Below are 240 nucleotides of genomic sequence, written 5' to 3'. Positions count from 1 at the left end.
ACCAGGTGCAGGAGCATCTGATCCAGATCGAATGCCATCTGGGCTATGCCGAAGGGGAGAGCCGCGAGGTAGAGCAGCTGCTGGGGCATGCGGAGGCCGCCCTGGCCCACGCCAAGCGTGAGCGCATCGCCTGCCACCCCTTCGACCCCCAGCTCGCCGCCCGCATCCGGCGTAGCCGTCGCCTGGAGCAGGCTCTGCCCCAGGCCATTCGCCAGGAGCGCCTGCACCTGGTCTATCAAC

The 240-nt window shown here is 68.3% G+C and carries 1 pseudogene; it reads left to right on the top strand.

Annotated elements, in window-relative coordinates:
* Positions 1 to 240: pseudogene (locus tag BN1121_RS19860) on the top strand (diguanylate phosphodiesterase); the annotation flags it as partial.

Source organism: Aeromonas diversa CDC 2478-85 (assembly GCF_000819805.1).
Classification (GTDB): Bacteria; Pseudomonadota; Gammaproteobacteria; order Enterobacterales; family Aeromonadaceae; genus Aeromonas; species Aeromonas diversa.
Note: the sequence above shows the minus strand (reverse complement) of the source record. Positions and strands in the feature narration are given on the sequence as shown.